General features: G+C 65.9%; 17 protein-coding genes. 11 read left to right on the top strand and 6 right to left on the bottom strand.

Annotated features, from left to right (window positions below; translation table 11 throughout):
• Positions 1-34 precede the first annotated feature (34 nt).
• Entirely contained in the window at positions 35-1,975 is a 1,941-nt protein-coding gene (gene acs, locus NDB2M1_RS21425; protein ID WP_072384759.1) for an acetate--CoA ligase, read from the top strand.
• Positions 1,976-2,029: 54 nt separating this feature from the next.
• Here the strand turns inward: acs and katG are convergent, their stop codons facing one another.
• Positions 2,030-4,261 (bottom strand): catalase/peroxidase HPI, encoded by a 2,232-nt coding sequence (gene katG, locus NDB2M1_RS21420; protein ID WP_072384758.1) that lies wholly within the window; start codon positions 4,259-4,261, stop codon positions 2,030-2,032.
• A 405-nt stretch (positions 4,262-4,666) separates the two neighbouring features.
• Between katG and NDB2M1_RS21415 the strand changes: the two genes are divergently transcribed.
• Both NDB2M1_RS21415 and NDB2M1_RS21410 read left to right on the top strand, forming a co-directional pair.
• Positions 4,667-5,914, top strand: coding sequence for a carbohydrate porin (locus tag NDB2M1_RS21415; protein ID WP_171955474.1), 1,248 nt, complete (start codon positions 4,667-4,669; stop codon positions 5,912-5,914).
• Positions 5,915-6,028: 114 nt separating this feature from the next.
• Positions 6,029-6,889 (top strand): PhzF family phenazine biosynthesis protein, encoded by an 861-nt coding sequence (locus NDB2M1_RS21410; protein WP_072384757.1) that lies wholly within the window; start codon positions 6,029-6,031, stop codon positions 6,887-6,889.
• On the opposite strand, the gene NDB2M1_RS21405 is transcribed toward NDB2M1_RS21410, so the two are convergent.
• Together NDB2M1_RS21405 and NDB2M1_RS21400 are read right to left on the bottom strand one after the other, a co-directional pair.
• A complete protein-coding gene (locus tag NDB2M1_RS21405) occupies positions 6,890-8,221 on the bottom strand; it encodes an alpha/beta hydrolase family protein (protein ID WP_072384756.1) in 1,332 nt (443 codons plus the stop codon). It lies immediately after the preceding gene.
• Between the two features lie 95 nt (positions 8,222-8,316).
• Complete coding sequence (locus NDB2M1_RS21400) at positions 8,317-11,112, bottom strand: TonB-dependent receptor (RefSeq protein ID WP_083555039.1); 2,796 nt, start codon at positions 11,110-11,112, stop codon at positions 8,317-8,319.
• Between the two features lie 241 nt (positions 11,113-11,353).
• Here NDB2M1_RS21400 and NDB2M1_RS21395 point away from each other — a divergent pair, with 241 nt between their 5' ends.
• From NDB2M1_RS21395 to NDB2M1_RS21385, 3 genes are all read left to right on the top strand, one after another.
• A complete protein-coding gene (locus tag NDB2M1_RS21395) occupies positions 11,354-12,904 on the top strand; it encodes a tryptophan halogenase family protein (RefSeq protein WP_072384754.1) in 1,551 nt (516 codons plus the stop codon).
• A complete protein-coding gene (locus NDB2M1_RS21390; protein ID WP_072384753.1) occupies positions 12,901-13,647 on the top strand; it encodes a SapC family protein in 747 nt (248 codons plus the stop codon). The genes NDB2M1_RS21395 and NDB2M1_RS21390 overlap by 4 nt, the downstream gene beginning before the upstream one ends.
• A gap of 163 nt (positions 13,648-13,810) precedes the next feature.
• A complete protein-coding gene (locus NDB2M1_RS21385) occupies positions 13,811-15,310 on the top strand; it encodes an SLC5 family protein (RefSeq protein ID WP_072384752.1) in 1,500 nt (499 codons plus the stop codon).
• Here NDB2M1_RS21385 and NDB2M1_RS21380 read toward each other — a convergent pair.
• On the bottom strand, positions 15,307-16,014 hold the full coding sequence (locus tag NDB2M1_RS21380; protein ID WP_054122325.1) for a FadR/GntR family transcriptional regulator: 708 nt from the start codon (positions 16,012-16,014) through the stop codon (positions 15,307-15,309). The two genes, NDB2M1_RS21385 and NDB2M1_RS21380, sit on opposite strands and share 4 nt — an antisense overlap.
• A gap of 152 nt (positions 16,015-16,166) precedes the next feature.
• Here NDB2M1_RS21380 and NDB2M1_RS21375 point away from each other — a divergent pair, with 152 nt between their 5' ends.
• A complete protein-coding gene (locus NDB2M1_RS21375) occupies positions 16,167-17,057 on the top strand; it encodes a 2-dehydro-3-deoxygalactonokinase (RefSeq protein ID WP_072384751.1) in 891 nt (296 codons plus the stop codon).
• Positions 17,054-17,686 carry a 2-dehydro-3-deoxy-6-phosphogalactonate aldolase gene (locus NDB2M1_RS21370; protein WP_072384750.1) on the top strand — a complete coding sequence of 211 codons (633 nt, stop codon included), beginning with the start codon at positions 17,054-17,056 and terminating at the stop codon, positions 17,684-17,686. Before NDB2M1_RS21375 ends, NDB2M1_RS21370 begins: the two co-directional genes overlap by 4 nt.
• Here NDB2M1_RS21370 and NDB2M1_RS21365 read toward each other — a convergent pair.
• Positions 17,683-19,791, bottom strand: coding sequence for an alpha-galactosidase (locus NDB2M1_RS21365; RefSeq protein WP_072384749.1), 2,109 nt, complete (start codon positions 19,789-19,791; stop codon positions 17,683-17,685). The two genes, NDB2M1_RS21370 and NDB2M1_RS21365, sit on opposite strands and share 4 nt — an antisense overlap.
• Before the next feature lie 120 nt (positions 19,792-19,911).
• Between NDB2M1_RS21365 and NDB2M1_RS21360 the strand changes: the two genes are divergently transcribed.
• Entirely contained in the window at positions 19,912-21,864 is a 1,953-nt protein-coding gene (locus tag NDB2M1_RS21360; RefSeq protein ID WP_072384748.1) for a beta-galactosidase, read from the top strand.
• 3 nt (positions 21,865-21,867) lie between these two features.
• On the opposite strand, the gene NDB2M1_RS21355 is transcribed toward NDB2M1_RS21360, so the two are convergent.
• Positions 21,868-22,797: a Gfo/Idh/MocA family protein gene (locus tag NDB2M1_RS21355; RefSeq protein WP_072384747.1), complete on the bottom strand. Its 930-nt coding sequence runs from the start codon at positions 22,795-22,797 to the stop codon at positions 21,868-21,870.
• Between the two features lie 286 nt (positions 22,798-23,083).
• Here NDB2M1_RS21355 and NDB2M1_RS21350 point away from each other — a divergent pair, with 286 nt between their 5' ends.
• Together NDB2M1_RS21350 and NDB2M1_RS21345 are read left to right on the top strand one after the other, a co-directional pair.
• Positions 23,084-24,889 (top strand): IlvD/Edd family dehydratase, encoded by a 1,806-nt coding sequence (locus NDB2M1_RS21350; RefSeq protein WP_072384746.1) that lies wholly within the window; start codon positions 23,084-23,086, stop codon positions 24,887-24,889.
• A gap of 3 nt (positions 24,890-24,892) precedes the next feature.
• On the top strand, positions 24,893-25,768 hold the full coding sequence (locus NDB2M1_RS21345) for an SMP-30/gluconolactonase/LRE family protein (protein WP_072384745.1): 876 nt from the start codon (positions 24,893-24,895) through the stop codon (positions 25,766-25,768).
• Positions 25,769-25,905: the final 137 nt, after the last annotated feature.

The following is a 25,905-nucleotide window of genomic DNA, read 5'->3' as shown; positions in this document are numbered from 1 at the left end:
GCCAAAATCCAACACATGCCGAGAGGACGCCCCGATGAGCCAGACCATCTACCCGGTCCCCCAGAACTGGTCCGAGGGCGCGCTGATCGACGAGGCGCGCTATCAGGCGATGTATGCGGCCTCGCTTGCTGATCCGGACACCTTCTGGCGCGGCGAGGCGCAGCGGATCGACTGGATCAGGCCCTTCACCAAGGTGAGCACGGCGAGCTTCCACGAGGCCGATTTCGGCATCCGCTGGTTCGAGGACGGCACGCTCAACCTTGCCGCCAATTGCCTCGACCGGCACCTGGCGGAGCACGGCGACAGAATCGCCATCCTGTGGGAACCGGATTCGCCGGACACCCCCGACCGCCGCATCACCTACCGCGAGCTGCATGGCATGGTCTGCCGCTTCGCCAACCTCCTCAAGGCGCGCGGCGTCACGCGCGGCGCGCGCGTCACCATCTACCTGCCGATGGTGCCCGAGGCCGCCGTCGCCATGCTCGCCTGCGCCCGCATCGGCGCGATCCATTCGATCGTCTTCGCCGGCTTCTCGCCCGATGCCCTCGCAGGCCGCATCACCGATTGCGACAGCCGCGTCGTCATCACCGCCGACGAAGGCCTGCGCGGCGGCAAGAAGGTGCCGCTGAAGGCCAATGTCGACGAGGCGCTCACCCAGTGCCCCGGCGTCGATACCGTCATCGTGCTTCGGCACACCGGCGCGGATGTGGCGCATGTGGAAGGCCGCGACGTCGATTGGGCGAGCGGCGTTGCTTCGCAGTCCGCCGAGTGCCCGCCCGAAGAGATGGGCGCCGAGGACCCGCTGTTCATCCTCTACACCTCGGGCTCCACCGGCAAGCCCAAGGGCGTGCTCCACACCACCGGCGGCTACTCGGTCTGGGCCTCGATGACGCACCAGTACGTCTTCGATTATCGTCCGGGGCAGATCTACTGGTGCGCCGCCGATGTGGGCTGGGTCACCGGCCACAGCTACGTCGTCTACGGGCCCCTCCTCAACGGCGCGACCACCGTGATGTTCGAAGGCGTGCCCAACTTCCCCGATCCCAGCCGCTTCTGGCAGGTCGTCGACAAGTTCGGCGTCGAGATCTTCTACGGCGCCCCCACCGCGCTGCGCGCGCTGATGCGCGAAGGTGACGAGTGGGTGAAGAAGACCAGCCGCCAGTCGCTGCGCCTCCTCGGCTCGGTCGGCGAGCCGATCAATCCCGAGGCCTGGGAGTGGTACCACAAGGTCGTCGGCGAAGGCCGCTGCCCGATCGTCGACACCTGGTGGCAGACCGAGACCGGCGGCGCGATGATCACCCCGCTCCCCGGCGCCACCGCGCTCAAGCCCGGCTCGGCCACGCGGCCCATGTTCGGCGTGAAGCCCGCGCTCCTCACCGGCGAGGGCCAGTTCCTCGAAGGCGCGGCCGATGGCTGCCTCGTCATCACGCAGAGCTGGCCCGGCCAGATGCGCACCGTCTGGGGCGATCACGAGCGCTTCTTCCAGACCTACTTCACGACGTTCCCCGGCTATTACTTCACCGGCGACGGCTGCCGCCGCGACGAGGACGGCTACTACTGGATCACCGGCCGCATCGACGACGTGATCAACGTCAGCGGCCACCGCATGGGCACCGCCGAGATCGAGAGCGCGCTCGTCGCCCACCCCAAGGTCGCCGAAGCAGCCGTTGTTGGCATGCCGCACGAGATCAAGGGCCAGGGCATCTACGCCTTCGTGACGACCAACGCCGACGTCGAGCCCGATGAAACCCTGCGCAAGGAACTGATCCAGTGGGTCCGCCACGAGATCGGCCCCATCGCCACCCCCGACGTCATCCAGTTCGCCCCCGGCCTGCCCAAAACCCGCTCCGGCAAGATCATGCGACGCATCCTGCGCAAAATCGGCGAAAACGACACCGCCAACCTCGGCGATACGTCGACGCTTGCCGATCCCTCCGTGGTGGACAACCTGCTGGCCAATCGCCCGAACGCCTGACACGAAAAAGGGCCGGAGCGCACCAGCGCCCCGGCCCTCTTCTGCTTCAACGCCTTACGAACGGTCGGCGTTCATCACCTTGGTCCAGGCCTTGGCGAAATCGCGCACGAAATGCTCGCGCGCATCTTCGCTAGCATAGGCTTCGGCCACCGCGCGAAGCTCCGAGTTCGAGCCGAAGATCAGGTCTGCGGGCGTCGCCGTCCACTTTACCGCGCCGCTTGTCCGGTCGCGCCCTTCATAGGCTGCGCCCGACTTGCTCCACACCGTGTCCATGCCAAGCAGGTTGACGAAGAAGTCGTTCGACAGCGTACCAAGGCGGCTGGTGAACTCGCCCGCGTTCGATCCAGCCGCATTGGCATCAAGGACGCGAAGCCCCCCAACCAGCACGGTCATTTCCGGCACGGTCAGCCCCAGCAGGCTCGCCTTGTCGACCAGCGCGTCGGTCGGCGACTGCCAGGCATCCGCCGCCTGCCAGTTGCGGAACCCATCGGACTTCGGCTCCATCGGCGCGAAGGCGGCGGGATCGGTCTGCTCCTGCGTGGCATCGACACGGCCCGGGGTAAACGGCAGCTCGAGCGACACGCCGCCCTTCGCCGCCGCCTGCTCGACCGCCGCGTTGCCAGCCAGCACGATCAGATCGGCCATGCTCACCGTGCGGCCGCCCGGCGCGGTGCGGTTGTAGTCCGCTCGCACCTTTTCAAGCGCCGCCAGAACCTTGGCAAGCTCTGCCGGATCGTTGACGGCCCAGTCCTTCTGCGGCGCAAGGCGAATGCGCGCGCCATTGGCACCGCCGCGCAAGTCCGAATTGCGGTAGGTCGAGGCCGAAGCCCAGGCCGTGCGCACCAGCTGCGCCGGGGTCAGCCCCGCGCTGAGAACCTTGCCCTTGAGCGTGGCGATCTCCGCCGCGCCAATCAGCGGGTGATTGTCCACCGGCAGCGGATCCTGCCAGGTGAAGGTCTGCGACGGCACGTCCGCACCGATGTAGTGCGCCTTCGGCCCCATATCGCGGTGGGTCAGCTTGAACCACGCGCGGGCGAAGGCATCGGCATAGAGCTCGGGCTTATCCTTGAAGCGCAGCGCGATCGCGCGGAACGCCGGGTCCTGCCTGATTGCCATGTCGGTGGTGAACATGATCGGCGCGTGGGTCTTGCCCGCCTCGTGCGCGTCCGGCACGATCTGGACTTGCGCCGCGTTGACCGGTTGCCACTGTGTCGCGCCCGCCGGGCTCTTCACTTTGACCCACTCGAACGCGAATAGGTTGTCGAGGTACTGGCTCGTCCACTGCACGGGGCTCGCCGACCACGCGCCTTCAAGGCCGCTCGTCACCGTGTCCTTGCCCTTGCCGGTGCCGCAGCTGTTCTTCCAGCCGGTGCCCTGCGCCTCGATCCCCGCGCCCGCCGGTGCCGCGCCGACGCAAGTGGCAGCATGCGCGCCATGCGCCTTGCCGAAGGTGTGGCCGCCCGCGATCAGCGCGACGATTTCCTCATCGTTCATCGCCATGCGGCCGAACGACTGCCGGATATCGTGCGCCGCCGAGATCGGATCGCCGTTCGCGTTGGGCCCTTCGGGGTTCACATAGATCAGCCCCATCTGCACCGCCGCGAGCGGGCCCTTGAGCTGCCGCTTCTCGTTCCAGCGGTCGCCGTTGGCCTCCAGCCACTTCTTCTCGGTACCCCAATAGACCGCATCGGGCTGCCACGTATCCGCGCGGCCGCCGCCGAAGCCCAGCGTCTTGAAGCCCATCTGCTCGAGCGCGACGTTGCCTGTCAGCACCATGAGATCGCCCCACGAAAGCTTGCGGCCATACTTCTGCTTGATCGGCCAGAGCAGCCGGCGCGCCTTGTCGAGGTTGGCATTGTCCGGCCACGAGTTCAGCGGCTCGAAGCGCTGCTCGCCGCCCGCACCGCCGCCGCGACCGTCGATCGTGCGGTAGGTGCCGGTGCTGTGCCAGGCCATGCGGATGAAGAACGGGCCATAATTGCCATAGTCCGCGGGCCACCAGGCTTGCGAGGTGGTCAGCACTTTGGCGATGTCCGCTTTCACTGCCTTGAGATCGAGGCTGAGGAAGGCCTTGCTGTAGTCGAAATCGGCGCCATAGGGGCTCGCCAGCGTGTTCTCGTTCTGTCGCAGCGGCGTCAGGTCAAGCTGATCGGGCCACCAGTCCTTGTTGGTCGTCGGCTTTTCGGCAGTGGCGGCAGGCGCCATCGGAGCCGCATCGGCGGCACGGGCAGCCACAGGCGCGGCAGTCAAAAGCGCAAGGGATAGGGTCGCGAGCGAAGCGCGCATGGGGGTTTCCTCTCTGCTCGCGGCGATCGGGCGCACGTGTGTGCCGTACTGCCCGACACCGCTTGGGTTGGGATAATCTAGCCCAGGTTTCTGATCGAAACCAGCGGACGGGTCCGTTGTGGCGCAGAGGGCCGCGACGCGACCAGTTGATTTGTCCGCTTACTATGATCGGACATTTCGATCACCAGGCAACGCTCGGGCACGATCCACCGCGCCCACCAAGCGACGAAAAAATCAGGGCTGTGAAGGATCAACCAGTTCAGGACACCCGGCGCGGTGCAATTTTACGCATCCTCTCCCAAGGCCGCGCCGGGTGAACGACTTGTTTTGTGTGTGTGGTTTTACCGCATTGGCGAGGCCGAGTCATCATGAAATTGCGCACACCCCGTTGCACATAAAAGAATGATGCCGAACGTGATGCGGCGCAGCCACAGCATCACCCGGCAAATTCCTGCCGGTTTGCTGCAGGCATGCTGCGCCATTTACCTGATCGCGGCAAAGGACGATCTTATCCGCCTCGGTCCTATCACGATGGTGATGATACGGACCGGTCACCTTGCCCTTACCCTCGCCGCTCTGGCGCTGCCCGCCTCGGCGGCGGCGCAATCGGCCGTGAAATTGGGCGGGTCCTATACGGCGGACGTTCTCTCGGCGGTCAGCGGCGATCTCGATCATGGCACCGAAGTCGTCGCACGCGCCGATGTCTGGCTCGATTTCAAGGGCCCGGTCATCGGTCTCGATGCATGGTCTGCACACCTCGATGTGATGGCGGTTCACGGGCCCGACTTTTCGGGTCGCCGCGTGGGGGCCTTCCAGACAGTGAGCAGCCTCGAGGCCGATACACTGCCCCATGTCTACGAAGCATGGGCGCAGTGGAAGCCAAACGACTTCCTCTCCGCCAAGGCCGGGCTTATCGACCTCAACGCCGAATTCGATATCCAGAACACCGGCTCGCTCTTCGTGAACAGCGCCTTCGGGATCGGTCCGGAAATCTCGCAGAGCGGACTCGCCGGCCCCTCCATCTTCCCGATGACCTCGTCCGCGATTGTCATGCGGATGCAGCGTGGCCGCAAGGCGCTGACCTTGGGCCTGTTCGATTCACTGGCCGGTGCGCGGCATGATCCGCGCAAGCTCGCGGTGCGTTTTCCCGGGACGACCGGCGCTCTGCTGATCGCCGAAGCGCGCCTGCCCGTGGGGACATGGCTTTTGCAGTTAGGCGGCTGGCATCATACGACGCGATTCGCGGCGCTCGATCCAGCCGAGACTCCCGCCCTTTCGCGGGGCGCGTATGGTCTGCTCGAAGGCGCAGTCACTCGCCGGCTCAATGCCTGGATCCGCTTCGGGATTGCCGATTCCCGCGCCAATCCCGTGGCCGCCTATCTGGGTGGCGGCATTGTTGCGACGGTAGGCAACTGGCGCCTGGGTGTGGCCGCTGCGCATGCCCGGCTGGGCGCAGCCGCGCAGCGAACCCTGCTTGCTCCTGATCGTGCGGCTCGTGGGGAAACCGTGTTCGAACTGACGGCGCAGCGCAAGCTCGCAAGCTGGTTGAACATCCAGCCCGATCTCCAATACGTGATCAACCCCGGCTGGGATCGCCGTGCCAGCAGCGCCTTCATCACCGGCCTGCGCCTCAGCTTCGCCATCCCGGACTGATCCCTGCGGGATAGACCTGCTCTCGAAGGCGATGGCTTTTCATTGTTGCCAATGCCCGCCAAGCCGTGATCTTGATTCCCACGCGCCAACCCCGGCGCGCAAGGTTCAGGACACATGCCGCAGTACCCTTTCCAGCTTGTCGACGTGTTCGGTGAAACCCCGTTCTCGGGCAATCCGCTTGCCGTGATCGCCCTCGATGCCGACCGGGATACGGCAGAACTTCAGGCCATCACCCGCTGGCTCAATCTCTCGGAAACCGCCTTCCTGCTGCCGCCGACGACCGACACTGCCGACTACCGCGTGCGCATCTTCACGCTCGACCGCGAACTGCCCTTCGCCGGCCACCCCACGCTGGGGTCCGCCCACGCCTGGCTCGCGCTCGGCGGCACGCCGCGCCATGACGGCAAAGTCGTGCAGGAATGCGGCGCGGGCCTCATCGACGTCCGCCGCGGCGCAAACGGCCTCGCCTTTGCTGCCCCGCCGCTGCTGCGGTCCGGCCCGGTCGACGCGGACAAGCTGGCCGAGGCATGCGGCGTGCTTGGGATCGCCGCCGGCGATGTGGTTGCGGCCGAATGGATCGACAACGGCCCCGGCTGGCTAGGTATCCAGCTCAAGGACGCGGCCTCGGTCATCGCGGTCGAGTCTGCCCGCTCGCATGCCAACCGCATCGACATCGGCCTCGTCGGCCTGCATCCCGCAGGGAGCCCGTTTGCCTATGAAGTGCGCGCAATCTTCAGCGACCCCTATGGCGGCCTCATCGAGGACCCCGTCACCGGCAGCCTCAACGCGTCCGCCGCCGAATGGATGCTGCGCCTCGGCCACGTGACGGCGCCCTACACGGCCACACAGGGCACCCGCCTCGGCCGCTCGGGCCGCGTCCGCATCGAGCATAAAGCCGGCGGCCCGATCTGGGTCGGCGGCGCCACCGCCACGCTGTTCGCAGGAACGACCGGCGAGGCCGCCTTCCCCGCCTGATCAGCGCGCGGCGGGCTTTCCGGCCTTCATTTCCAGCCCCAGCGCCCAGCGCCGCTGGAAGCCGCGCCAGAACCCGGGCTGCTCTGCCGAGGCTGGCTTACCGCCCACGTTCTGGAACGGCGCCAACGGCCACTGCCCGTCGCCTGCATTGGGCGGCGTCACATCCAGATAGGCCCGCTTGGCCTCCTCGCCTTTGAGATGCAGGTCGAGGAACGCTGTGATGAAGTGCTGGTTGATCGCGTTGATCCGCTCCGCCCGCCACACCGGCTCGGCAAAGTATTCGCGCGTCGAGAAATCAGCGTCCGCCTCGGGCGGGGGCGGATTGCCCCCCACATTGTGGCGCGCATTCTGATAGAGCAGGAAGTGCCGCTCGTTCGCGGCCATGTGGTCGAACATCCAGCTGACTCCGTTCGGCGCATCGACGATGTCGTCATGGTCGCCGTCGATCATCAGCACCGGCTTGGCAAAGGCGGCAAGCGAGGCTTCTGACCATACCCGAACCGGCGGACTGCCGCCGAAAGGTGCCAGCGCGACGACAGCCTTGATCCGCGCCGCGATCGACTTGCCCGCCGTCTGGCTCTCCCGCAACTGGTCCCGCGCCGGAGCGGGCATTTGCGCAAACACCGGGCTGGTCGGCGCATAGTCCAGCCCCGCCGCGCCGAGCACGCCGAAGCCGCCCATCGAATAGCCGACAAGACCGATCTGCCCCGCGTCGATTTCCTCGCCCAGCGCATCGCCGGCCTTGCCGGCGCGGCGCGTCATGTCATCGATTACCACGCGCACATCGCGCGCGCGGTGGACCAGCACGTTGCCGAACGAGACCGGGAACTCCGCCGGGTTCACCACACGCTGGTCGGCATGATCGATCGCCACGACAACATAGCCCTTGGTCGCGAGGTTCTCGGTCAGCCAGGTCATGAACGTGTCCCAGCCGTTGTAGCCGTGCGAGACGACCACCAGCGGGAAGCGTTTCCCCTTGATCGGCGCGGCTCCGTCCACGGCGAGGCTCGGGATGACAAACTGCCCGCCAGTGCCATCGGGTTTGGGCAGGACATGCGCAAAGCTGGCCCGCGCCGCCGTGGGCGCGGCATCCGCGGGATACCACACCCGCGCCTTGATCGTCCGCGTGGTGCGGGCAAGGCCGGTGGCGGAAAGCACCACGCTGTCCGGCGCATCCACCGTGATCGCTTGCGTGCCGATGGCATAGGCCCCCAGCGCCGCGAGTTCCGGCGCATCCAGCGGCGGCACCGCATAAGGTTGCCGCATCGGTTCGGCCTCAGCCGTGCCCGCCAGCAGCAGGGCCGGGAGAACGAGGCGCGCGAGTGCTTTCATTGCAAATCATCCTGCAAGTTCAGTGCAAAAACGAAAACGCGCCCATGCAGAGTACCCGCATGGGCGCGCCTTCTCGTCCGGAGGGGGGTGGACGATCAGAAGTTCAGGCGAACACCGGCAGCCCAGCGCGCACCGGTGTCGACATAGTCGAGCACCTGGTTGTCGAAGCGGCCGGTGGTGATGTTCCGCGAGTTGGTCACGTTGGTGCCTTCCGCGAAGACCTGCGCAAACTTCTTGATGTCGTAGCTCACGCGCACGTCGATCTGGTCGAACGGACGGCGGAACACCGGATCACCGCCCTGACCGGGGGTGACAAGGTATTCAAGGAACCGGCCGCGGCGGTTGTAGGCAATACGGGCGGCGAAGCCGTTCTTTTCGTAGAAGCCCGTCACGTTGTAGCTGTTGCCGAGACCTTCCAGCGCGACCGACTGGTCGAACCGCGTCACGTCGAAGGCAGCGCTGCTGTCCACGAACGTGGCGTTGGCCGAGATGCCCAGACCGTCAAGCGGGGCGGGCAGGTAGTCGAACGTATGCGTTACGTTGAGCTCGACACCGCGGACCGAAACGTTCTCCGAGTTGCGCGGACGGCGCACGTTGAACGTTGCGGTATTCGGGCCGGTGATGCCGCCACCGACCGGCAGATTGCTGGCATTGGCGATCGTGAACGGCTCCGCCGAACGGGTCTGCACGATGAAGTTGTCGATGCTCTTGTAGTAGCCCGCCACCGACAAGGTGGTTGTCGAGGTCGGGTACCATTCCAGCGAGATATCGAAGTTGTTCGCAGTGTAGGGCCGCAGGTTCGGGTTGCCGCCGCTCGCGTCGAGGCTCGCCGGACGGGTCACGTCGAAGTTCGTGCGCGGCGCAAGGTCGCGGATCTGCGGACGGGTCAGCGTGCGCGATGCGGACAGGCGGGCGATGAACTTGTCGGTGAGGTTCACCTTCACGTTGATGTTCGGCAGGAAGTAGTCGTAGCTCGAACGCTGCGCTGTCGCGACCGGAACACCGCCGTTGGCATAGACCGCCTGGTAGATCGTCGGGTCGTTCGGCACCGAAAGCAGGTCGGTCAGCGCCAGCTGACGGCCGCTCGCGATGATTTCGGTATGCACGTAGCGCGCACCGAGGTTCACCGTCCACGGCAGCGAGCCAAGGTTGCCCTTGAGATCGGTTTCAAGGTAGCCGGCGAAGACCTTTTCAGAAACCGCGAACGAGCTCGGCTGCGGCGAGGCGGCAAAGCCATTGGTCGCACGCAGCAGGGCCGCCGTGGTTCCCGGAGCAAGGCCACGCGCCGTGTCGCGGGCTGCGGCCTGGGCCGGGCTTTCGAGGAACGCGAAGTAGGCGTTCGGATCATAGGTCAGAATGCGCGTCGGCACACTGCCCGAACCACCCGGCGCGTTGAGCGTGAGCGGGCTGAGCAGCGATGCGGCGGCGCCTTCATTGTAGCCGCAATAGAGGCACAGCGTGTTCGGATCGGTGGCGATGCTCTGGCTGTTCTTGCTGCGGTTGGTGTTGATGAAACCGAAGCGGATGGCATCGAGCGTGCCGCCGTCGGACTTCCATTCGGTGTCGAGCTTGTACTCGAGCACGCGCTCGGCCTCGCTGTTGCCCTGGCGCAGCGCGATGTGCGAACGGCCGAGGTTGGCATTCGTGAGGTTCGCCGAGTAGCCGGTGGTCGAGGGGAACCCGTTGCCGGTCGCCTGCTGGAAGCTGTAGACGCTCGGGATACCGATCACGGTGAAGTAGTTGCGGCCACCGGCCGAATCCTTCGCGCGCGACCACGAAACGTCAGCCTTCACCGTCAGGTTGCTGTTGGGCTTCCATTCGACATTGCCGCCGACCGCGTAGGTCTTAACGAAGCGGTTGTTCGACGTCTGGATCAGGTCGGCGTTGCCGTTGGTGGTCAGCGAGGTGACCGTGCGGTTCGAATCGATCGCCGCCGCCGTGTAGCTCGAAGGCTCGAACCAGCTGCCCAGCGCCTGCACGCGCGAGTTGACGTTGAACTGGTTGTAGAGGCCATCGACCGTGAAAGTCAGCTGATCGTTCGGACGGTACTGGGCGGTGCCGGTCACGCCGATGCGTTCACGCTGCTGGTCGTCCTGGCCGACGTCCTGGTTACGGGGCGCGAACACGTTGGCGATGGCATTCGCGCCGGTCCCGACCGTCGTGCGAGGGATATAACCACGGTTCTGGGTATAGCGGGTTTGTGCATCGCGCTTCTGGTAGGAGACCGACGCGAGCACGCCGAACGTGTCGTCAGCGAAGGTGTCGCTGATGAGGCCAAAGGCCTGCGGCGTCGCGCTCTTGCTGTTGCGCTCGTACTGGCCCTTGGCCGAAACGACCGCCTTGAAACCGCCGAGGTCGAGCGGACGCGGCGTCTTGACGTTGAGCGTGGCACCGATGCCGCCGTCCTGCAGGCGGGCCTGCGAGCTCTTGTAGACTTCGGCGCCGCTGATCAGTTCAGCCGCCAGAAGGTCGAACGAGAATTCGCGGCCCTGGTTGTCGCTCGCGAAGGTGCGGCCGTTGACGAGCACGGTGTTGAACGCCGGGCCGAAACCGCGCACCGTTACGAAGCGGCCTTCACCGTTGCTGCGGTCGATCGCGACGCCCGGGATGCGCTGCAGCGATTCCGCCACGTTGGTATCCGGGAACTTGCCGAGGTCTTCCGAGCTGATCGCATCGACGATGGCGAGCGAGTTCTTCTTGATGCCTGCCGCGCTGCGCAGCGAGCTGCGGATGCCGGTCACCACGATCGCTTCGGGCTCCGAAGAGGCACCGGCAAGCGTGTCCTGCGCGAATGCGGGGGCTGCGCCACCCACGATGGCCAGCGCGCTGCAGCATGCCAACGCCTGGCTGCGCATCCGCGCCATAGCGGTTAAACTATTGAAACGAGACATAATCTGGCTCTCCCCTTGTTGACGCCCGCCGTGTCCGGTCGAGACGTGCCAAGTGCTTCGACGCGGATGCCCGCGCCGTTACAGGTTTGACTGATATGTTTTATCAGATAAATCAAATGAAAGTTTTTGGGGCAGCTGGATTGCCTAGGCAGTGGTGCTTATTTGCTGCACCTGAGGTCGATGGAGCGCCGCCTTGCCAAGACCCGCAAGGCAGCGGAAACAAGGGTCTAGGGAGCAGGACATGAACGACAGGGTTCGGCAGGTGGTGATCGTCGGCGGCGGCTCGGCCGGCTGGATTGCCGCCGCGCGCATCGCCGCAGCACACCGCCCGGAAGGCGAGAACGGGGTTTCGGTCACCCTCATCGAATCCGAGACCATCGGCACGATCGGCGTCGGCGAGGGCACCTGGCCCACGATGCGAAACACGCTGCGCAAGATCGGGATCTCCGAAACCGAATTCTTCCGCTCGTGCGATGCCGCCTTCAAGCAGGGCGCGCGCTTCACCGGCTGGGTCACGGGCGAGCCGGGCGATTCGTATTATCACCCGCTCAACCCGCCGCAGGCCGCGACTCAGATAAACCTCTCCGCGCACTGGCTCAGGCGGCAGGACGGCGCGGGTACGGATTTCGCGCACGCGGTCGATTTCCAGTCCGCGCTGTGCGACGCGGGCCTTGCCCCCAAGTCGATCAGCACCGCCGAATATGTCGGCCTCGCCAACTACGCTTACCATCTCGACGCTGTGAAGTTCGCTGCGCTGCTCAAGAAGCACTGTGTCGAGAAGCTCGGCGTGCGCCACATCACCGACGACGTGACCGGTGTGAAAGTCGATGACGCGGGCTTCGTCACCGGCGTCGAAGCGAAGCAAACTGGGTTCCTCGCCGGCGATTTCTTCGTCGACTGCACCGGATTCGCCGCCCTCCTGATCGGCCAGACCTACGGCGTGCCCTTCATCGATTGCGGCGACGTGCTGCTGGCAGACCACGCCGTCGCGCTGCAAGTGCCCTACGAGCACGAGGACGATCCCGTCGCCAGCCAGACCAACTCCACCGCGCAAGGCGCGGGCTGGATCTGGGACATCGGCCTCCCCACTCGGCGCGGCACCGGCTATGTCTATTCCAGCCGCCACACCAGCCATGACGAGGCCGAGGCGACCCTGCGCGCCTACCTCGGCCCCATCGCCGAAGGGCTCAATCCCCGCCGCATCCCGATCCGCTCCGGCCACCGCCAGCGCTTCTGGGAAAAGAACTGCGTCGCGGTCGGCCTTGCCAACGGTTTCCTCGAACCGCTCGAAGCCTCGGCGCTGATGCTGATCGAGACAGCGGTCGATTTCATCACCGAGCGCCTGCCCCAAAGCCGCGCCGTGATGGCCCCGCTCGCCCGCCAGTTCAACGCCGCGTTCGAGCACCACTGGGCACGCATCATCGATTTCCTCAAGCTCCACTATGTCCTCACCAAGCGCGAGGACACCGCGTTCTGGCGCGACAACCGCGATCCCGCGACCGTGCCGGACCGCCTGCTTGAGCAACTCGAACTCTGGCGCCACTTGCCGCCCGGCCCGCAGGATTTCCCGCATCAGCCCGAAGTGTTCTCTTGGCCCAGCTACCAGTACGTGCTCCATGGCATGGGTTTCGAATGCAATCTCGCCGAAGGCAGCCAGGTCGCCGCCGAAGCCGCGCTCGCGCAGCGCTGCTTCATGGCCACGCAGCGCCAGCAGGAGCAGGCGCTCGCCGCGCTCCCCTCGCACCGTGCGCTGCTCGATGCGGTCCGCGTGCACGGGTTCCAGGCGGTATGAGCGGCGCCACCCTCGCCGCGATTCGCCGCGAACGCCATGCCAGCCTGACCATCGGGCAAGGCACCGATCTCGCCGCCGCTTCCGGTCTCGGCCATGTCCCCCTCGGCTTCAGCGAAATCCCGCTCGCCCTGTGCGACTATCCCATCGTCCTCATCAAGGACGGCGCCACCGGCCAGTTCCGCCTCGTCGCGCTGCACGGCTTTGCCGCCAACCGCAACCTCTACGTGCTCGGCGGCAACTGGGCCGCCACCTACCTCCCCCTCAACGTGCTGCGCTTGCCGTTCTACCTCGGCGCGCCCGAAGGCGGCGAACCGGAACTCTGCATCGACGAGACCAGCAGCCTGATCGGCGCCGCTTCCGGCCATGCGCTGTTCGATGCAAGCGGCGCCGAGACCCCGTTCCTCACCGGCCGCCGCCAACTCCTCCAGACCATGCGCGCCGATGCCGAAAAGACCGCGCAATTCATCAGCGCCATCTCCGCCGCGCGCCTCGTCACGCCGATGACGATCACGCTCCACCATGCCGACCAGCACCAGCAGGATATCGAGGGTGCCTACACCATCGACCCGCTCGCGCTTGAAACGCTCGATGATGCGGCACTGCTAAGGCTCCACCGCGATGGCCATCTCGGTGCGATCCACGCAGTCATGCACAGCCTCGGCCAGCTCACCCGGCTCGAACAGCTCCACAACGCCCACGGCGAGCGCCCGATCAGCCGCAGCGCGGTGCAGCTTCATTTGTGATTCGGGCTGCGATACACCCGGGCTTGCCCTCGCCGCGCCGGAAGCGTAGCAGCCGTGATATGATAAATGCGATATTATCCCGTTCAGCGAGAGACGCCATGGCAGGACAGATCCGGGTAAAGACCACCACCGCGTCCGCGCCGATCTCCCGGAAGCACCGGGCATGAGCGCCGCCGCCCCGGTCGCCGCCGTCTCCATCGGCAGCAGCACCCAGCTGCTCGCCTTCGCACTTGTCATCCTGCTGGTCGGTGGTCTCACCTGGTGGCGCACGCGCGCCAGCCATGCCCACAGCCAGAACGAGGACCGCGAGTTCTTCCTCGCCGGCGGCAGCCTCACCTGGATCTACGTTGCCGGCTCGATCACGATCACCAACCTCGGCACCGAACAGCTCGTCGGCGCCAACGGCAACCAGATGCTGCTCCTCGCGTGGTGGGAGCTTGCCGCGGTGTTCGGCCTGCTTATCCTCGCCTTCGTCTTCGTGCCGATCTACTACCGCTACCAGTGCGTCACGACGACCGAGCTGCTCGAGCGGCGCTACAACGACGATCGCATCCGCACGATGATCTCTACGCTGTTCCTGTTCGGCAACCTTTTCATCTCGATGCCGAGCGCGCTTTACACCGGCGCGCTGTTCCTGCGCAGCGTGTTCGGGATCGATCTGCCGCTCGTCCTGGTCGGCTTCTGCATCGCCGCATTGGGCGCAGGCTACGGCGTACTCGGGGGCCTGCGCGCCGTTGCGATTTCCGAAACCTTCAGCGGCGCCAGCCTGCTGTTCATCTGCCTGCTGCTGGTGTTCCTTTCGCTGCAGGCGATCGGCTTCGATTTCTCGGGCATCCCGGCCGAACGCCTCACGCTGATCGGCGGCAATGACTCGCCGATCCCCTGGCACACGCTGCTGACCGGCATGCTGTTCATCCAGATCTTCTACTGGTCGACCAACCAGGCGATCACCCAGCGTGCGATGGCCTCACCCTCGGTACGCGAAGCGCAGAAGGGCGTGCTTGCCGCCGCCGTGATCCGCCTGATGATCGTCCCGGCCATTGTCGTCCTGCCCGGCATCGTCGCCTACAAGCTCTACGGCAATGTCCACGATGCCGCGTTCGGCAAGCTCGTCGGCAATGTCCTCCCCGGCTGGCTGGCGGGTACCTTTGCCGCGATCCTTGTCACCAGCGTCGCGACCCACTTCGTCGCGATCCTCAACTCCTCGGCCGCGCTCTACATCTGCGACATCCACCAGAAATACGTGAACCCCAAGGCCAGTGTCCGCACGCTAAACATCGTGACGTCAGCCGTGCTGATCCTGATCGCCGTCGCGCTGATCCCGGTCTATTCCAACGCCGTCAGCATCATCAATCTGCTGCAGCAGCTGAACGGCCTGTTCTCGATGCCGATCCTCTCGGCCTTCATCGTCGGCCTGCTGTTCCGCGATGTCGATGCCCGCGCGGCCATCGGCGCGGTGCTGTTCGGCATCTCGCTTTATGCTTACTTCACCTTCGTCCACGCGCCGTTCGGCCTGCACTACATCCACCTGATGTTCGTGACGCTGTGGTCCTCGATCGCGTTCTCGCTGGCGGTGAACCGGCTGGTCTTCGGCAAGCGGGCAAGTCTCGTCCGCTTCTGGCAGCGCACGGCCCCCCCGGCGCCCGACGTCACCTACATCTAGGCGCTGGCCGTCGCCTCGGCCTCGCCGATAAGTTCGAGCACATCGCCGATCAGCCGTCGCATCGCGCAGCGTGCGCCATCGCTGTCACGGCGCAGGATGGCGTCATAGACCGCGCGGTGATCCTCGATGCTGGCGGTGCGGCCCTTGATCCGGTTGGTGAAATGGATCGACGTCGCCAGCGCGCTCGCCACCATGTCGCGAAACTGCTTGTAGAACGGATTGCCCGAGCCTTCGAGCACCGCGACATGGAACGCAATGTCCGCCGCCAGCGTATTGTCCGCCCCCGCTTCGGCGGCAACCATGCGCGCCAGCCCGGCGCCCATCGCCGCGCATTCCTGCTCGGTCGCCTGCATCGCCGCCAGTGCCGCCGCCTCCGGCTCGATTGCCACACGCAGCTGGTTGAAGTGCCGCAGCAGCTCGACCGAGAATTTGCGCTCGAGCAGCCAGTGCAGCACGTCACTGTCGAACAGGTTCCACGAGGATTGCGGCTGGATGATCGTCCCCTGCCGGGGCCGCGCGCTCAGCAGGCCCTTGGCCGTCAGCATCTTCACCGCCTCGCGCGTCACCGCACGGCTCACACCATGCTTGCGGGCCAGTTCGGCTTCGGTCGGAAACGCTACATTATCATACTCGCCGATCACGATGCCGCGCCCGATCACATCGAGCAGACCATACGTCAGATTCCGGCCGAGGCTGGTACGCATTTCGTTAGGGAAGGTGTCGGTCGTGATGGCGCTGACTTTCCTGTTCACCAAGCCTGCTAACGATTACGCATTTGGAGCGCACAATTCAATTCCTCCTGACATCAAAGTCAGATAGATATGATAATTACGTAAACACCTGATCGGAGATACCCTTGCAAGCCACCCTGCTCGCTGTCGATTGGGGCTCGACCAACCGCCGCGTCTTCGTGCTCGCGGCAGACGGAACCATACTGGATACGGCGCAGGATGACCGCGGAATCCTGAACATGGGCAGCAGCAGTTTTCCCGCCGAAGCCGCCGCGATGCGCGCGCGCTGGGGCGATCTGCCAATGCTTTGCGCCGGCATGGTCGGCTCCAACCGCGGCTGGGTCGATGCCGGCTACGTCCCCGCACCCGCCAGCCTCGCCGCTATCGCGCATGCAGTTCACTGGGTGGAACGCGGCCGCACCGCCATCGTTCCGGGCGTCTCGCGCGTTAGCGACGGCCGCGCCGACATCATGCGCGGCGAGGAAGTGCAGTTGCTGGGCGCTGCCGCCGCCGGTCTCGTAAACCCCGATTCATGGCTCTGCCAGCCCGGCACGCACGCCAAGTGGGCACGGCTGGCAGGCGGAGAGCTCGTCGATTTCACCACGGCCATGACCGGCGAGATCTTCGCTCAGCTCGGCAAGGGCGGCCTCCTCGCCGATGGACTTGATGGCGCGGTTGAACCCGGTGCGTCATTCCGCAATGGCGTCGCGGCTGCACGCGGCGGCGATCTCCTCGCCAAGCTGTTCGGCGCCCGCGCCTCGCTCGTGCTCGGCAAGCGCGACCGGGCCGATCAGGCCTCCTACGTCAGCGGCCTCCTCATCGGCAGCGACTGCTCAGCCCGCCTGGACGGCGATTTCGCAGGCGCCCGTGCCGACGGCGTCGACGTCCTCGCCTCCCCCGCCCTTGGTGCGCTCTACCTCGCCGCACTCAATGAACTCGGCTGCAAGGCCCGGCTGGTCGACAGCCACGCCGCCTTCCTTGCCGGAATTACCCAGATCTGGAGCTTGCTTGCATGACCACTGCCGATGCCTTCAACGACGCCTTTGCCGCGATGCCGCTTGTCGCGATCCTGCGCGGCCTGACGCCCGAAACGGCGGACGATATCGGCGATGTGCTCGTCGAAGCCGGGTTCACCCTGATCGAAGTCCCGCTCAACTCTCCCTGCCCGCTCGAAAGCATCGCGCACCTCGCGAAGCGCCTTGAAGGCCGCGCGCTGGTCGGCGCGGGCACCGTGCTCGATGTCGCTGCGGTCGAAGCGGTTGCGGAGGTCGGCGGGACCCTGATCGTCTCGCCCAACACCAACACCGCGGTCATTTCCGCCGCTGCCGCACGCGGTCTGATCGCCGTCCCCGGCTTCCAGACCCCCAGCGAGGCCTTTGCCGCGCTCGAAGCGGGCGCCCGCGCGCTCAAGCTGTTCCCCGCCGAAGCCGCGAGCCCCGCCGTGCTCAAGGCGGTTCGCACCGTGCTGCCTGCGGGCACCGCCGTTCTTCCGGTAGGCGGGATCTCGCCCACGAATCTCGGCCCATGGCACGCCGCCGGCGCCGCCGGCTTCGGCATCGGCTCCGCGCTCTACAGCCCAGGTGTCACCCCCGAGGACCTGGCCGTACGCGCCGCCGCCTTTGTCGCCGCATATCGGGCGCTCTAGCGCTTCAGATGCAGGATCAGCGCCGTGCCCGGATGGAGGCGCGGCGGCTGGAAGCCTGCCTGCATCAGCGCGGCGCCCCGAAACCGCCCGCCCTGCTTGAGCGGCCATTCCGCTTTCAGGCGCGGCGGCCAGACCGCCTTGAGGTCATATTCCGCCGCGGGATTTAGCCCCGCCAAACGTAGCGGCTCAGCGAAATAGCCGCGCTGCTCGGTCAGCATCGTGTAGGAAACGAGCGCCTCGCCGCCGTCCTCCGCCATCACGGCAAAGGCATTCACGCCCTCCGCCGCATCGATCCGGTGCAGCGCACCGGTGTGGATCAGATCGCGGTGCGCCTTGTGCAGCGCCACCCCGGCAGCAAGGTCGGCGGTTTCCTCGGCATCCAGCGCGCGCAGATCAGCCTCAATCCCCATATGCCCGAACAGCGCCGTCGCCACCCGCAGCGGCATCGACAGCACCCGCCCGGTGATATGGCAGCGCGTCGGCCCGACATGCGCGCCCATCAGTTCCGCCGGGAAGAAATGCGAAAACCCGCGCTGGATCGAAAGCCGGTCGAGCGCATCGTTGCTGTCGCTTGTCCACACCCGGTCCGTCCGCGCCAGAATGCCGAAGTCCGCACGCCCACCGCCCGATGCGCAGCTTTCGATCTCGACAGCCGGATAACTCGCGCGCAGCCGATCCAGTACTTCATAGAGCCCCAGCACATGCGCCGTTGCCCCCGCGCGCCCGTCCGCTCCGCCGGGCTGGCTGAGATCGCGGTTCATGTCCCACTTGAGGTAGGCGATCGGATATTCCTCCAGCAGCGTCGCCACGTCCGCGTACATCCGCTCGCGCACCTCTGGCCGCCCGAAATCGAGCACCAGCTGATGCCGGAACGGGATCTGCGGCGCAGGCGGCGTCCCCAGCACCCATTCGGGATGCGCGCGAAACAAGTCGCTGTCCGGATTGACCATTTCCGGCTCGACCCACAGCCCGAACTCCATACCGAGCGCGCGCACCTTGTCGATCAGCGGCCCAAGCCCTTGCGGATAGACATCAGGGCTCACCTGCCAGTCTCCCAGCCCCGCGCGGTCGCTCCGGCGGCTGCCAAACCAGCCATCATCGAGCACGAACCGCTCGACACCGACCGCCGCCGCCTTCTCGGCCAGCGCCATCAAGACCTGCGGATCGTGATCGAAGTAAACCGCTTCCCAGCTGTTGTAGTGCACCGGCCGCGGCTTCGCGCGCAGACGCTGGTGCTCGGGCCGCGCGCGCAAGAAGGCATGATAATGCCGCGAAACAGCGCCCAAACCGGCATCCGAAACCGTCGCAAAGATCGCCGGCGTAGTCAGGCTCTCACCCGGCGCCAGCGAAATCTCGCCCGGCATGAAAAGCGCTTCCATTGCCACCGAACGCCGTCCATCAGCCAGCGTTTCGACCGAAAGCCGATGGTTCCCGCTCCAACCAAGGTGGAAGCCAAAGGCCAGCCCGCGCGTCTCATTTGCGTCGCGTTCGGTCGCCAGCAGCCCGGGAAACGCATCATGACTCGTCCGCCCGCGCCGATTCTCGTGCAGCCAAGTGCCCATGCCAAGGTCTTGACGCCGCAGCTGGAACTCACCCGACCAGCGGCCTTCGAAACCGATGATCTGCCCGACAAAGCCCGGCAGCGGAATGACCGGCGCGGCGAGGTGATCGACTTGCAGCGCCTCTGCCCCGATGTTCGTCAACCGCGTCGTTGCCGCGAGCACATCGCCGGAAAGCTGAAGATCGTGCACCAACTCCAGCCCATGCGCATCGTCACGGCTTGTGAAGACCAAGCGGTCCGCCGCCTGCTCCACGTCCACCAGCAATGCATAGCTCGCCCAGTCCAGCCCGCCACGATGCGCGGTCAGCCCCGGCCTCCCCGGAAAGCCCTGCCCCGCCTGCGGCGTCAGCGCGAGCGGCGCCTCATAAGCCGGCGAAGCATTTGCCTCCGCCCGCGCTGCCAGCGCGGAAAGCTCTGCCGGATCAAGGTCATCCGGCAGCCGCGGCCCCCAATAGCGCACCGCCGGAACCTCGGCGATGATCTCCACCACCAGCGAGACGTTTGCGCCATCAAGGCGATAGGCGGCGGAAAGGGGGGCAGCCATGGACGACCTTTCGGTGGCAAAGATGGATTTATATGATAATTGAGCCGTGCCGGGTTACCGCCGACCAGCGCCGCCCTGCAACCCTTAATTCGAATCCCTGACGATCCCGAAGGAAACAGCATGCTTGGCGTCTGCTACTATCCCGAACACTGGCCCGAAGCATGGTGGGAGGATGACGCCCGGCGCATGGCCGCGCTCGGCCTCACCTATGTCCGCATCGCCGAGTTCGCCTGGAGCCGGATCGAGCCCGATCCCGGTCGCTTCGAATGGGACTGGCTCGACCGCGCGATCGAAACGCTGGGCAATGCCGGGCTGAAGGTCGTGATGTGCACGCCCACGGCCACGCCGCCGAAGTGGCTGATCGACATGTATCCCGAGATTCTCCCGGTCGATCCCGAAACCGGCCGCACCCGCGGCTTCGGCTCGCGCCGCCACACCGATTTCTCCAGCCCCGTCTGGCACCGCGAAGCCATGCGCATCAGCACCGCCGTTGCCGAGCGCTATGGTGAGAACCCCTATGTCGCCGGCTGGCAGACCGACAACGAGCTGTGCTGCCACAACACCGCGATCAGCGCCTCCCCCGCCGCGCACGCCGGTTTCCGCACGTGGTGCCGCGAGCAGTACGCCGACATCGCCGCGCTGAATGCGGCGTGGGGCAACGTATTCTGGTCGATGGAATACCGCAGCTTCGAAGAGATCGAGATGCCGGTCGGTGCCGTCACCGAAACCAGCCCGGCGCACCGCATGGCCTGGCGCCGCTACTCCTCCGACATGGTCGTGCGCTTCCACGCCGACATGATCGCGATCATCCGCGCCCATTCGCCGGGCCGCTGGGTGACCCACAACTTCATCCCGATGCCCGAAACCGGCGTCGACAACCACGCGCTCGCCGCCGATCTCGATTTCGCGGCTTACGACAACTACCCGCTCGGCCGCGCCGATCTCGCGCTCGCCAAGTCCTCGCCTGCCGATTTCGCCCCGCTCATGCGCACCGGCCACCCGGACTTTCAGGGTATCCTGTTCGATCAGACGCGCGGCCTCACCGGCCGTCCGTTCTGGATCATGGAGCAGCAGCCCGGCCCGGTGAACTGGGCCAACCACAACCCTCGCCCCGCCCCCGGCATGGTCCGCCTGTGGTCGTGGGAAGCCTTCGCCCATGGCGCGGCGGTGGTCAGTTTCTTCCGCTGGCGGCAGGCGCCCTATGCGCAGGAACAGATGCACGCCGGTCTGCTCCGCCCCGATTGCACGCATGCGGAAGCCTGGCCCGAAGTCGAGCAGCTCCACGCCGAACTGAGCCGGATCGAACTGCCCGCTCCCACCAAGGCGCCGGTCGCCATTGTGATCGACCACGAATCCGATTGGCTCGGCCAGATCGAGCAGCAGGGCCGCGGCTACGATTACCAGAAGATCCTCACCGCCTGGTACGGCGCCACCCGCCGCCTCGGCCTCGATGTCGATTTCGTCGCCCCCGGCGCGGACCTCAGCGGTTACGCCATGGTCCTCGTCCCCGCGCTCGCCCTGCCGACCCCGGAAGCCGCTGCGCGCCTGCAGGCCGCAGACGGCCTCGTGCTGATCGGCCCGCGCTCGGGTGCGAAGACCCATGACGTCACCATCCCGGAAGGCCTCGCTCCCGGCCGCCTGCGTCCGCTGGTGCCGATCCGCGTGCTGGCGGTCGAAACTCTGCGCCCCGATTGCCCCGGCTCGATCGCCATCGGCAATGCGTCCTACGTCAGCGGCATCTGGCGCGAATCAATTGATCCCGGCGACTGCACCGTCCTCGGCCGCTATGAGGACGGCAGCCCTGCGATGGTCCGCCACGGCAAGGTCCACTACCTCGCTTCGCTGGTCGAAGATGCCGCGCTCGATGCCGTGGTCACCGCGATGGCCGCCGAAGCCGGGCTCGAAACCACGCCGCTCACCGGCATGCTGCGCATCCGCCGCCGCGGCGACCTCACGTTCGCGATCAATTACGGCGCGGAACCCACCGAAGCACCTGCCCCTGAAGGCGCGGAATTCCTGCTCGGCGCCCGCACCGTCGGCCCGCGAGACCTCTCGATCTGGCGCTCGGCCTGAACCTCAGAAGGCGAACGGATCGGTTTCGGTCCGTTCGCCCAGCAGGAACGCATCAGCCACCAGCGTCATCGGGCGCAAGTCGCAATCGCTTTCCCCAGCGGCAACCAGCTGGGCAAAGCGCCGATAAAGCGCCGGATATTCGCCCATCGCGTCGCCAACCTGCTCCGCCCCGTCGATCCACAGCCGCGCGCCGCCATCCTTCAGCAGGAGCGTGCCGCGGTCTGCTTCGATCACGATGTCCCAGCGCGGTGTCCCGGTCGCATGGAAATCGAGATCGGCGATAACAGGTGCGGTCTCGTCGTGAATCATTTCAAGGCTGGCGGCAATCGGCGCATCTCGCCCGGTTGGGAAAATGAGCCGCGCGCCCGCCAGCCGCAGAGGACCGGGAAGGATCGCCGTCAGGATCGACAGCATGTTGATACCGGGATCGAACACGCCAAGCCCGCCTGCGGCCAGAATCCATTCCTGCCCCGGGTGCCAGACGCGAATGTCCTCGTGCCAGACAACGTCCACCCGCCGGATCTGCTTGTCCGCCAGCCATGCCGCCGCTCCGGCAACGCCCGCCCCATGGCGCGAATGCCACGTCGCAAACAGGCTGCGACCGGCCCCGCGCGCCTGCACCTGCAACTGATGCACTTCCGCCAGAGTCGCACCCGGCGGCTTTTCCAGCATCACATGCTTGCCCGCCGCCAGCGCCTGCGCCGCAATCCGGTGCCGCCCCACCGGCGGCGTGCACAGCGAGACCGCGTCGACCGGCAGACCGCTCTCGATCAGCGCCGCAATATCGGTGAAATTCGGCACGCCCTCGACGCGCCCATTGCGGCTCACTGCTGCGGCAAGCTCGAATCCCGCGTCGGCGGCAATGGCCGGAAGATGCTGATCGCGAGCGATCTTGCCGATGCCGACCAGCGCCAGCCTGATGCGTTCACCCATGGGTATCTCCTGTCGGGAATATTTTATCTGATATATATGCTATAATGAAGAAATTGGCTATCGCACAGCTGATGATGTTGCGTCATCATTGCTGAAGCGGCGAAAACTTGGTTCCGGATCATGGTGGCAGGAGACCGCCCTTTGCCGGACCGTTGGGCAGGCGCATGGTGTGGAACAATGGGAATGATCGCCGGGCATGGGCATTCCCGAGGTGAGCTCGGTCGAGGCTGGTGGAGCCTTTGCCAAGCTCGCAGGCTGAACAAAACCGAGTTGGGGTAGATTTCGCATGACAGAACAGAACAACGGATCCAGCGCTCCCCGCCTGCGGTCGCGCGCATGGTTCGACAATCCAAGCAACCCCGATATGACCGCGCTCTATCTCGAGCGCTATCTCAGCTTCGGGCTCTCCGTGGCGGAGCTGCAATCCGATCGGCCGATCATCGGCATTGCCCAGACCGGCAGCGATCTCGCGCCCTGCAACCGCCACCATCTCGTGCTGGCCGAACGCATCCGCGACGGGATCCGCGACGCAGGCGGCATTCCCGTCGAGTTTCCGATCCACCCCATCCAGGAGACCGGCAAGCGCCCCACCGCAGCCCTCGACCGCAACCTCTCCTACCTCTCGCTCGTCGAAGTGCTCTATGGCTACCCGCTCGACGGCACCGTCCTCACCGTCGGCTGCGACAAGACGACGCCCGCCTGCCTGATGGCCGCGGCAACGGTCAATATTCCGGCCATCGCGCTTTCGGTCGGCCCCATGCTCAACGGCTGGTTCAAAGGCGAACGCACCGGTTCGGGCACGATCATCTGGAAAGCGCGCGAACTCCTCGCGGCGGGCGAGATCGACTACCGCGGCTTTATCGAACTGATCGCCTCATCCGCGCCTTCGACCGGCTTTTGCAACACGATGGGCACCGCGACGACGATGAATTCGCTCGTCGAAGCACTCGGCATGGCGCTGCCCGGCTCGGCGGCGATCCCTGCCCCCTATCGTGATCGCCAGCAGGCCGCTTACGAGACCGGCCTTGCCATCGTCGAAATGGTCAAGGCCGATCGCAAGCCTTCGGACATCATGACGCGCACGGCGTTCCTCAACGCGATCCGCGTCAACAGTGCCATCGGCGGTTCGACCAACGCCCCGATCCACCTCAACGCCATCGCGCGCCACATGGGCGTCGACCTCACGCTGGACGATTGGCAGGATCATGGCGCGGGCATTCCGCTGCTGGTCAACCTGCAGCCGGCGGGCGAATACCTCGGGGAGGATTACTACCGCGCCGGAGGGGTCCCTGCTGTGGTCGGTGAACTGCTGCGAGCAGGGCTGCTCGATGGCAGCGCGTTGTTCTGCAATGGGCGCACTCTCGCCGAAAACTACGCCGACGCCCAGATTGCGGATACCCGCGTGATCAAGCCGCTCGCGGAGCCATTGCTCCCCAACGCGGGGCTGACCGTGCTTTCGGGTAATCTCTTTGAAGCCGCTGTGATGAAGACAAGCGTCATTTCCGACGCCTTCCGCGCACGCTATCTTTCCAACCCTGACGATCCCGATGCATTCGAAGGCAGGGCGATCGTGTTCGAAGGGCCGGAAGACTATCACGCCAATATCGACAATCCCGACCTCGACATCGACGAGACCTGCATGCTGGTCATCCGCGGCGTCGGCCCGATCGGCTATCCGGGCGGTGCCGAAGTCGTCAACATGCGTGCTCCGGCGGCCTTGATCCGCGCCGGTGTCGATGCGCTTCCGTGCATCGGCGACGGTCGCCAGTCCGGCACCTCCGGCAGCCCCTCGATCCTCAATGCCGCGCCCGAGGCTGCCGTCGGCGGCGGACTTGCCCTGCTCCGAACCGGCGACCGCATCCGGATCGACCTCAAGCGCCGCACCGCCGAAATGCTCGTGCCGGAGGAGGAACTCCAGCGCCGCCGCGAGGTGCTCGGCGGCGGCGGGGTCGCCATTCCCGCGCCGCAAACGCCCTGGCAGGAACTCCACCGCCAGATCACCGGCCAGTATCCCGGCGGGGCTGTCATCGAGTCCGCGGTGCAATACCAGCGGATCGCCCAGACCCACGGCCTCCCGCGCGACAGCCACTGAGCCATGACGGCTGTCCGCGTCATCCCCCGCGACACGCGCGATATCCTCGGCGAGGGCCTCCTCTGGAGCGCGCGCGAGAACGCCCTGTTCTGGACCGACATTCTCGGCCGCAAGTTGTGGCGCATGAGCCTTGCCGATAATGCGATCTGCCATTGGGACATGCCCGAGGCGATCGGCTGGATCATCGAGCGGGCGGCGGGTGGCTTTGTCGTCGGTCTCGCGTCGGGCTTTTACCGCCTCGATCTTGATCCGTTCCATTTGGAGCTGATCGCCAATCCGCAGCCCGAGCGCCCCGGCAACCGCTTGAACGATGCCAAGGCGGATGCGCATGGCCGGATCTGGGCTGGATCGATGCCATTCCTCGAGCAGCCGGCCACAAACTGGCCGCCAACGGGCGCGCTCTACCGCCTTGACCCGGATGGCACGATCAGCCGTCACGATGATGGAATTACCATCGCCAATGGCCCGGCACTGAGCCCCGATGGAACGGTTCTCTACCACACCGACAGCCGCATCGGACAGGTGTGGAAGTACGCATTGAATGCCGAGGGCAGTCTGGGTCCGCGCGAACCACACCTGCATTTCGATGGAACAACCGGCTCGCCGGATGGCATGACCTGCGACCGGGATGGCGGTCTGTGGATCGCGTTCTATGGCGGTGGCAGAATCGCTCGGTTCCATCCCGATGGCATGCTGGACCGCGAGATCGCGCTGCCTACGCCGCAGATCACCAACGTCTGCTTCGCTGGCGCGGACCTGACGCGGATGTTCGCAACGTCCGCCGGAGATGGCCGACCGGACGATCCGTTGGCGGGGGCGCTATTCGAGATCGAAGCGCCAGGTGCGATAGGCCTTGAACCGCATCAATATCGCGGTTGACCGCCTGACTTAACCGCGTCTGCGTTGGACACAAGAAAGGCGCACGGGCGTGTGTGGAGCGGCGTGTGTGTTATGCTGTGTGGTTGCGGGGGTAGGATTTGAACCTACGACCTTCAGGTTATGAGCCTGACGAGCTA

The sequence above is a fragment of the Novosphingobium sp. NDB2Meth1 genome, assembly GCF_900117425.1.
Classification (GTDB): Bacteria; Pseudomonadota; Alphaproteobacteria; order Sphingomonadales; family Sphingomonadaceae; genus Novosphingobium.
The sequence above is the reverse complement of the archived record's forward strand: the minus strand, read 5'-3'. Positions and strand labels throughout refer to the sequence as shown.